Origin of the sequence: Solidesulfovibrio sp., assembly GCF_029978005.1 — a bacterium.
Classification (GTDB): domain Bacteria; phylum Desulfobacterota; class Desulfovibrionia; order Desulfovibrionales; family Desulfovibrionaceae; genus Solidesulfovibrio.
Map to the genome: position 1 here is coordinate 1 of NZ_JARKOZ010000126.1, position 7609 is coordinate 7609.

A 7609-nucleotide genomic window follows, 5' to 3' on the forward strand; every position below is an offset into this window, starting at 1 on the left:
TCTAACCACTTTTCCACAAACTAGAAAACCGCCTCAAGGACGGACTCGGGAGATGGAATTCCAGACCACGAAACGTGATCTCGAAAAGGTCTTCACGCAAATCCAGAGCCAGGTCGCGGAAGCGAACCTGCCGGACGAGGAGACGGTCAACCGTCTCGTCCGCTTGGCTCGCAAGATGCATCAACTCGCCGACGAGGATTGGATGGACGAAGCCGAAGACTTTTCCCATCTCGCCGGCCAGCTCCTCAACGCGGTCAAGAAACGTGAAGTTCAAGACTGCATCATGCTCGTCGAATCCCTTGACGACGCCCAGGCCTTCTGCCATCGCACCTTCCGCGACTAGGCCGGCCTGTTTCACGTGAAACAGGTCGCGGCGACCAAAGCGATGGGCACGGGCCGGATTCGGCCAAGGAGACAGGCATGGCGCGCGTGATTGTCATCGCCAACCAGAAAGGCGGGGTGGGCAAGACCACCACGGCCGTGAATCTGGCCGCTTCCCTGGCGGTCATGGAAAAAAAAACCCTGCTGATTGACTGCGACCCGCAGGCCAACGCCGGCAGCGGTCTGTCCATCTACGCCGACGATATCAAGGAAAACCTCTATTCCGTGCTCTACGAGCCGGCCCGGGCCGCCGAGGCCGTGGTGGGCACGGAACTCCCCTGCCTCAAGGTGCTGCCGTCGGGTCCCGACCTCGTGGCCGCGGACATCGAACTGGTGGACAAGCCGCGTCGGGAATACTACCTGCGCGCCGTGGTCGAGGGGTTGGCCGGGGAATACGATTACGTGCTCCTGGACTGCCCGCCGTCGCTTGGCATCGTGACCCTCAACGCCCTGTGCGCGGCCACGGAAATGCTCGTGCCGCTGCAGTGCGAATACTACGCCCTGGAAGGCGTGGCCCAGCTCCTGCGGACGTATGACCAGGTGCGCAAGCGCCTCAACAACCGCCTGTCCCTGCTCGGCGTGGTGCTCACCATGTACGACGGCCGCAACAAGCTCAATCGCCACGTCAAGCGCGAGGTCTGGAAGTGCTTTCCCAAGCTCTATTTCCAGACCCTCATCCCCCGCAACATCCGCTTGTCCGAAGCGCCGAGCTACGGCAAGCCCGTGCTCACCCACGACATCAAGTCCCGGGGCGCGGAAGCCTACCTCTCCCTGGCCCAGGAAGTGGTCCGCCGCCAGCCCGTGGCCGTCTAGGCCATGCGCGTCTAGGCCATGCGCGTCGTGCAATAAAAAAGGCCGCCCGTACGGGCGGCCTTTTTTATTGCACGGGCAGGAAGGTCAACAGCGCTCGACGTAGGGCTGGCATTCCACGGTCAGGTGCTTCTTGAAATGCTTTTTGAGGATCAAAGACTTGCAGGCCTGGCATTGGAAGGTTACGAGTCCACCGAGGCTGGCGTTGCGCAGGCGGAACTTCCGGGGATCGTCGGCGCGCCAGTCGGGCGTGGACGCGCCGCAATGGGCGCAGGACACGTCGTAGGCCGGCGGATAGGCGAAGTCCCAATACGACAGCAGGGTTTCCCATTCGGCCATGGGCTCGGGCTTCTCCACCGGGACCGGCCGGCAGGACGGATCGAGTTCGTACAGGGCCTTTTCCAGGGTCGGCAAAATTTTGTCGCGGACCTTGGCCCAGAGTTCGGGGCTGACGAGCAGGCCGCGCGGCGCGCCGGCGGCGTCGAAAAGTTCGAGCAGATGCTGGGAAATCGGGGGCACGGAATTCTCCTTGGGCGGCGGATTTGACGCTTTGCATGGTAGCGCATGGGACGGCCGCGTCAAGGTCGTCGCCGGGCCGGGAAGGGGTCTGGGGGCGGATCGTGCCCGGACTGGATGGAATCAACGCAGACAAAGGAACAGGGGAACAGGTGCATGGCGCAGGCCCAGAAAGGTTTGGGCAGAGGCCTCGAGGCCCTGCTTGGCGGATACAAGGGAGAGGAAACCGGGGGCGAGACGCAGACGCTTTCCCTCGACGCCATCCGGGCCAACCCCCAGCAGCCGCGACGCGAGTTCGCTCCCGAGGCGCTGGAGGAGCTGGCCCAGTCCATCCGCGAGCAGGGATTGCTCCAGCCCGTGCTGGTGCGCCCCGTGCACGGCGCGGGCAAGGTCAGCCACGAGATCATCGCCGGCGAGCGACGCTGGCGCGCCGCCAGGCTGGCCGGTCTGACCGAGATCGCGGTCCTCGTCCGGGAAGTGGACGACGAGCAGGGATTCGCCCTGGCCCTGGTGGAAAACCTCCAGCGCGAGGACCTCAATCCCATGGAAGAGGCGGCCGGGTATCAGCTGCTCATCGAGCGCTTCGGCCTGAGCCAGGATTCCCTGGCCAAGAAGGTGGGCAAGAGCCGTCCGGCCGTGGCCAACGCCCTGCGCCTGCTCCAGCTGCCCGAGGCCATGCGCGCCGATCTCGCCGCCGGGACGCTGACCGCCGGTCATGCCCGGGCCCTGCTCTCGCTGACCGACACGGCCCTTCGCGAGGCCCTGTGGGAGCGGGTGCGGGAATCGGGCCTCAGCGTGCGCCAGGCCGAGGAGGCCGCCGGCTACGCCAAGGACAACGGGACCCTGCCCCCGCAAGCGGACGCGGCCAGACCCGCCCGGACGCGCGGCGAGAAGTCCCGCAGCGTCAAGGACAGACAGTTGGAGGAACTGGAAGGCCCTCTCACCCAGAGCGCCGGGGTCATGGCCAAGGCCGCGGGCACGCCGGACCACGGCAAAATCACGTTTCATTTCAGTTCGCGACGTGAGCTCGAAGGCCTGCTCGACCATTTCGGCCTGGCCGGGCTGATCGCGGCGGGGGCGGCGAACGAATGACCAGGCGGCTGGCCAGGGCGATACGGGGCGAAACGGTTCTGTTCCTGCGTTGGGCCAGGGCCGTCCGGTTGGAAGACACGTGCAAAAAGGCCGGGTGGGTTTTGCAAGACAAGCAAGAAAGCGGCGCCGCCGGATGGCGGCTGGAAAAAGGGGACGGACCCGGCGTGCTGGTCCTTTCGGGCGAGATCGACTTTTCGGTGGCCCCGGCCGTGCGGGAGCGGCTCACGGAAATGGCCGAGGCCGGAGGGGGCGAGATCGTCCTCGACATGGGGGAGCTGACGTACATCGACAGTTCCGGCCTTGCCCTGCTTCTCGAACTGCGGAAACTTTTGCAGGAAAAGGGACGCACCGTGCGCATCCGCGCCATCGCCCCGCAGGTGCGCAAGCTCATGCAGCTCACCCAGATCGGCGAACTTTTCGGAATGCCCGAGCAGGGTTAGCCCATGGCGGCAGGCGGCAACGAAGCGGGGATGCTGGTCTGGCTCGTGATGCGCCTTTGGGGCTGCATCCGCGACACCTTCCTGCCGTGGCGCCGGACCAAGGCCTACCAGCGCTCGCGTGTGTGGTCGCACATGGCCTGGATCGGCGCGGATTCCCTGCCGATCATCAGCGTCATCTCCGCCTGCGTGGGCATCATCCTGGCCCTGCAGTCCGCCACCCAGCTCGAAAAGGTCGGGGCGCTGAGCTATGTGGCCAACCTGGTCGGGTTTTCCATCGTCACGGAGCTCGGGCCGCTGCTCGTGTGCCTGATCCTGGCCGGCCGGGCCGGCGCGGCCTTCACCGCCGAAATCGCCACCATGCGCATTTCCGAGGAGATCGATGCCCTGGAGGTCATGGGCATCGATCCCATCCGCTTCATGGTCTGGCCCAAGTTCGCGGCCATGTGCGTCATGGCCCCCCTGCTCGCGCTTTGGGGCGACGCCGTGGGCATCACGGCCGGCGGCGTGTTCTCCACCCTGGCCCTGGGCCTTTCCGGCAAGGCCTATTTCCTCCAGACGGCCCATTTCCTGACCATGCGCGACCTGCTCTCGGGGCTGGTCAAAAGCGCCGGCTTCGGCATCACCATCACCATCGTCTCCTGCTGGCAGGGCCTGCTCGCCCGCGAGGGCGCGGCCGACGTGGGCCGGCGCACCACCCGGGCCGTGGTCCAGTCCATCTTCCTCATGATCCTTTTGGATTTGTTTTTTACCGCCCTCAATTATATCTTCCGATGAAACGAGGAGGATCGCCGTGCCCGGCCGCCTGGAATCGCCAGAAATCACGCTTGAGGGCGTCACCGTGGGCTACGGCGAGCGCGTGGTGCTTTCGGGCGTGACCACGAAACTGCCGGGCGGCGGCATCAGCGTCATCCTCGGCGGGTCGGGCTGCGGCAAGTCCACGCTGTTGCGCAACATCATCGGGCTCGTTCCCATCATGTCCGGCAGCATCGCCCTGGGCGGCCGGGACATGGCGGCCATGGACGCGGCCGAGCGCCTGGCCATGCGCCGGCGCATGGGCGTGCTCTTCCAGGACGGCGCGCTGCTGGGCTCCCTGCGCCTGGGCGAAAACATCGCCCTGCCCCTTCGCGAGCACACCGACCTGTCGGATTCGCTCATCGAGGAAGTCGTGCGCCTCAAGCTGCGACTGGTGGGCCTGGCCGACTTCATGGACTATTTTCCGAGCGAGCTGTCGGGCGGCATGCGCAAGCGCGCCGGCCTGGCCCGGGCCATGGCCATGGACCCGGCCGTGCTCCTGTGCGACGAGCCGACTTCGGGCCTCGACCCGGTCACGGCCGCCGAGATGGACCAGCTCGTGCTCGAGCTCAAGGCCACTTTCGACATGACCATCGTGGTGGTCACCCATGACCTGGAGAGCCTCTACGCCATCGCCGATCACGTGGTGGTGCTGCGCGAGGGGCGCATGCTTTTCGAGGGGTCGCTGTCCGCCCTGGCCGGCTGCGACGATCCGTTCATCCGGCAGTTCCTGGGCCGCCGGCCGGCCCGGGAAAGCCGGGTGCTGCCGGAAACCTGGGAGGCGCTGGTGGCGCGGCGGCGGGAGCTCGTCGCGGCCGGGCGCGCCCAAGGGGGAAGCCGATGCTGACGGCCAAGGCGAAACGCTCCGATTACGCCAAGGCCGTGGGCACGCTTCTGCTCGGGCTTTGCATCCTGGGCGGGTTCATGATCGTGCTCGGCGGCAACTGGTTCTGGGTCAAGTACGACAAGTACGGCATTCAGTTCACGTCCGTGAAGGACTTGAGCCCCGGCCGCACGGTCAAGTATGCGGGACTGGACATCGGCCGGGTGGAGGCCATCGACCTGGATCCGACCGATCCGCGCCGCATCGCCGTGCGCATCGCCGTGCGCCAGGGTTTTCCCCTTTACGCCGGCACCGTGGCCCGCATCGCTCAGAAGGGCCTTGTCGGCGACTACTACGTGCTCCTCGAACTGCGCGGCGACCCGGGCGAGCGGCTCTCCCCCGGCGCGACCATCCCGTCCGTGGCCACCATGGACGTGCAGGAGCTGGCGGCCAAGGCCGGCGACCTCCTCGACGACGTGCGGCCCAAGATCAACGAGATCGCGGACAACATCGCCAAGCTCTTCACGCCTGAGAACACCGAATCCCTGAAAAGAGCCTTGGAAAACACGCCCGCCCTGGTTTCGGACCTGCGCCACGCGGCCAACGACTTTCGCAAGAACTGGGAGAAGCTCTCCACCAAGGGCGGCAAGGCGGCGGAAAGCCTTGACGAGACGCTCAGGCGCATGGAGAAGGCCGTAACCGTCATCGAGGCGGAGCTGACCAAGACCTTGCACAACTTCCGCAAGCAGGCCGACGGCGTGGGCGGGCTGGTGGGAGACGTGCGCCAGGGTTTCAATTACGATCAGGAACAGCTCGAGGAAATCCTCAAGAACCTCAACCGGACGAGCCGGGAGATCAAGGAACTTTCGGGCCGCTTGCGCGAGCGCCCCTGGGAACTGCTCCGGCCGCCAGCGGGAAAATGACCATGCGTTTCGCCTCAAAGACCGTGCGTATCCTGGCCGGGCTGGCCCTGGCCGCCTCCCTGGCCGCCTGCTTCGGCAAGCCCCCTCCCCCCCAGCGCTATCTGCGCGTGGAGTTGGAGCAGGCCCCCTGCCCCGGCGACACCGGCGAGCAGCACCGGCTGCCGCTCGGGTTCAAGGGCCTGACCGCCATGGAGAACCTGGACCGCACCGCCGTGCTCACCGCCCGCGACCGGGTGCTGACGGCGAGCCTCGAATACTACTGGGAAGGGCCGCCCCAGGACGTGGTGGGCCGGGCCCTGCGCCAGGCCGTGGAATGCCGGTCCGCCACCCTGACTCCGGTGGACTACCAGCCGCGCGTGGCCCACGACGCCGTGCTCACCGGCCAGGTCACGGCCTTCAACGTCGAGGAGACCGACGGCGGCCGCTTCGTGGTGGCCGTGCACCTGGATCTTTGGAACAAGAACCTGGGCAAGCGCATCTCGACCGGGGACTTCAGCGCCTACGCGCCGTTGGAGAATTTCAACGGCGATACTGTGGCCAGGAGCGCGGCCGACGCCCTGAGCCGGGTCGTGCCCAAGGTCGTGGAGTGGCTCGACAGCGGCGCGCCCAAGCTGCAAAAGGCCCTGGAACAGCAGTAACGGAGGCAGGCCATGTTGCAGGTCTTCGCCTGGATCGCCGAGCGGCGCATCGAGGAAGCCATGCGCCAGGGCGCGTTCGACGACCTCGAGGGCAAGGGCAAGAAGATCGTTTTCGAGGACGATTCCATGATCCCCGAAGACCTGCGCATGGCCTACAAGATCCTGAAAAACGCCGGCTACGTTCCCGAGGAGCTGCTCGAGGAGAAAGAGATCGTCACAGCCACGGAACTCCTGGCTGCGGCCACGGACGAGCAGGAGCGCTACCGGCAGATGCAAAAGCTCAACCTGCTCGTCATGAAGGTCAACGCCCGCCGCCGGCGGCCCGTGAACCTGGAAAAGGAACAGGTCTATTTCCAGAAGGTCGTGGAGCGCGTGTCCGTCAGGCCCCTGGCCGGGAAGTCCCGATCCCCCGAAGAAGAAGCGCGCACGCGTCCTCGCTGAGTCTCCCCGCGTCCCCTTCCCCGCACAAGCCGAGCCGGCCGGCGATGGCCAGTTCGGTCAGGCCATGGACCAGGGCCCAGACGGCCATGGCCAGGGTCTCGATGGACGCGTCGCGGTAAAGGCCGGCCGCCACGCCGCGTCGCATGGCGGCGGTCAGGGCGTCGAAGGCCGCCTGGCCGGCGGCGGCCAGTTCCGGCTGGTCGCCCACCCCGGGCTGGGGCTGGCCGAACATGAGCCGGTACATGGCCGGATGCTTTCGGCCCAGTTCGATGTAGCGCCGGCAGGAAGCCAGGTATTCCCCGCGCGGGTCGCCGGCATGTTCGCCGGCCGTGGCGACGAGCGCCCGGGCGAGCCTGTCGAATCCCCGCGCCGCCAGGGCGGCGAGCAGGTCGGCCTTGTCCGCGAAATGCCGGTACGGGGCGGCGTGGCTCACGCCTGTTTCCCGGGCCAGGCCGCGCAAGGTCAGCCCGTCGACGCCGACCGACTCGAGCAGCTTTTCACCGGCGTCCAGCAGCGCCTGCCGTAGATTGCCGTGATGATATTCGGGATTGGATGTATGGGTCGCCATGGCGGCTGATTTGAGCAAAAAATGTTGACAATGTCTACTTCGGTCTCTAGTGTCGCGTCCTCAAAATTAATACATATTTAAGCGACCAGCGGTTTGCCGGTGTAGGTCCACTTGAAGGGCTTTGCCCAGAGCTCGTTATAGTTCTTGATGTACTCCATGATCTGGCCGACGAGTTGTTGCTTTGA

The 7609-nt window shown here is 66.1% G+C and carries 11 protein-coding genes; 9 read left to right on the forward strand and 2 right to left on the reverse strand.

Translation table 11 applies throughout. The features are described 5' to 3' along the window. Positions 1-52: 52 nt before the first annotated feature. Together Q1K70_RS14440 and Q1K70_RS14445 are read left to right on the forward strand one after the other, a co-directional pair. On the forward strand, positions 53-343 hold the full coding sequence (locus tag Q1K70_RS14440; RefSeq protein ID WP_300160946.1) for a GAK system XXXCH domain-containing protein: 291 nt from the start codon (positions 53-55) through the stop codon (positions 341-343). A gap of 77 nt (positions 344-420) precedes the next feature. Then, positions 421-1194, forward strand: coding sequence for an AAA family ATPase (locus tag Q1K70_RS14445; RefSeq protein ID WP_300160948.1), 774 nt, complete (start codon positions 421-423; stop codon positions 1192-1194). A gap of 84 nt (positions 1195-1278) precedes the next feature. On the opposite strand, the gene Q1K70_RS14450 is transcribed toward Q1K70_RS14445, so the two are convergent. Continuing rightward, complete coding sequence (locus Q1K70_RS14450; RefSeq protein WP_300160950.1) at positions 1279-1710, reverse strand: hypothetical protein; 432 nt, start codon at positions 1708-1710, stop codon at positions 1279-1281. Between the two features lie 153 nt (positions 1711-1863). Here Q1K70_RS14450 and Q1K70_RS14455 point away from each other — a divergent pair, with 153 nt between their 5' ends. The 7 genes from Q1K70_RS14455 (at position 1864) to Q1K70_RS14485 (ending at position 6856) form a co-directional block, all read left to right on the forward strand. Continuing rightward, on the forward strand, positions 1864-2799 hold the full coding sequence (locus Q1K70_RS14455) for a ParB/RepB/Spo0J family partition protein (protein ID WP_300160952.1): 936 nt from the start codon (positions 1864-1866) through the stop codon (positions 2797-2799). Between the two features lie 101 nt (positions 2800-2900). Beyond that, the gene (locus tag Q1K70_RS14460; protein WP_300160954.1) at positions 2901-3239 is read left to right on the forward strand and encodes an STAS domain-containing protein; all 339 of its coding nucleotides are present in this window, start codon (positions 2901-2903) and stop codon (positions 3237-3239) included. 3 nt (positions 3240-3242) lie between these two features. After that, complete coding sequence (locus Q1K70_RS14465) at positions 3243-4013, forward strand: ABC transporter permease (protein WP_300160956.1); 771 nt, start codon at positions 3243-3245, stop codon at positions 4011-4013. A 16-nt stretch (positions 4014-4029) separates the two neighbouring features. Continuing rightward, positions 4030-4878: an ATP-binding cassette domain-containing protein gene (locus Q1K70_RS14470; RefSeq protein WP_300160957.1), complete on the forward strand. Its 849-nt coding sequence runs from the start codon at positions 4030-4032 to the stop codon at positions 4876-4878. Continuing rightward, on the forward strand, positions 4872-5777 hold the full coding sequence (locus Q1K70_RS14475; protein WP_300160959.1) for an MlaD family protein: 906 nt from the start codon (positions 4872-4874) through the stop codon (positions 5775-5777). The genes Q1K70_RS14470 and Q1K70_RS14475 overlap by 7 nt, the downstream gene beginning before the upstream one ends. Before the next feature lie 2 nt (positions 5778-5779). Continuing rightward, positions 5780-6415, forward strand: a complete 636-nt coding sequence (locus tag Q1K70_RS14480) for an ABC transporter (RefSeq protein WP_300160961.1) — start codon at positions 5780-5782, stop codon at positions 6413-6415. Positions 6416-6427: 12 nt separating this feature from the next. Next, entirely contained in the window at positions 6428-6856 is a 429-nt protein-coding gene (locus tag Q1K70_RS14485) for a DnaJ family domain-containing protein (RefSeq protein ID WP_300160963.1), read from the forward strand. On the opposite strand, the gene Q1K70_RS14490 is transcribed toward Q1K70_RS14485, so the two are convergent. Then, complete coding sequence (locus Q1K70_RS14490) at positions 6795-7424, reverse strand: TetR/AcrR family transcriptional regulator (protein ID WP_300160966.1); 630 nt, start codon at positions 7422-7424, stop codon at positions 6795-6797. The two genes, Q1K70_RS14485 and Q1K70_RS14490, sit on opposite strands and share 62 nt — an antisense overlap. Positions 7425-7609: the final 185 nt, after the last annotated feature.

What these genes read in the sequence shown, in the direction of transcription:
- Q1K70_RS14440 (WP_300160946.1), top strand. Translation starts at nt 53, where the DNA reads ATGGAATTCCAGACCACGAAACGTGATCTCGAAAAGGTCTTCACGCAA.
- Q1K70_RS14445 (WP_300160948.1), top strand. Translation starts at nt 421, where the DNA reads ATGGCGCGCGTGATTGTCATCGCCAACCAGAAAGGCGGGGTGGGCAAG.
- Q1K70_RS14455 (WP_300160952.1), top strand. Translation starts at nt 1,864, where the DNA reads ATGGCGCAGGCCCAGAAAGGTTTGGGCAGAGGCCTCGAGGCCCTGCTT.
- Q1K70_RS14465 (WP_300160956.1), top strand. Translation starts at nt 3,243, where the DNA reads ATGGCGGCAGGCGGCAACGAAGCGGGGATGCTGGTCTGGCTCGTGATG.
- Q1K70_RS14475 (WP_300160959.1), top strand. Translation starts at nt 4,872, where the DNA reads ATGCTGACGGCCAAGGCGAAACGCTCCGATTACGCCAAGGCCGTGGGC.
- Q1K70_RS14480 (WP_300160961.1), top strand. Translation starts at nt 5,780, where the DNA reads ATGCGTTTCGCCTCAAAGACCGTGCGTATCCTGGCCGGGCTGGCCCTG.
- Q1K70_RS14485 (WP_300160963.1), top strand. Translation starts at nt 6,428, where the DNA reads ATGTTGCAGGTCTTCGCCTGGATCGCCGAGCGGCGCATCGAGGAAGCC.
- Q1K70_RS14490 (WP_300160966.1), bottom strand. Translation starts at nt 7,424, where the DNA reads ATGGCGACCCATACATCCAATCCCGAATATCATCACGGCAATCTACGG.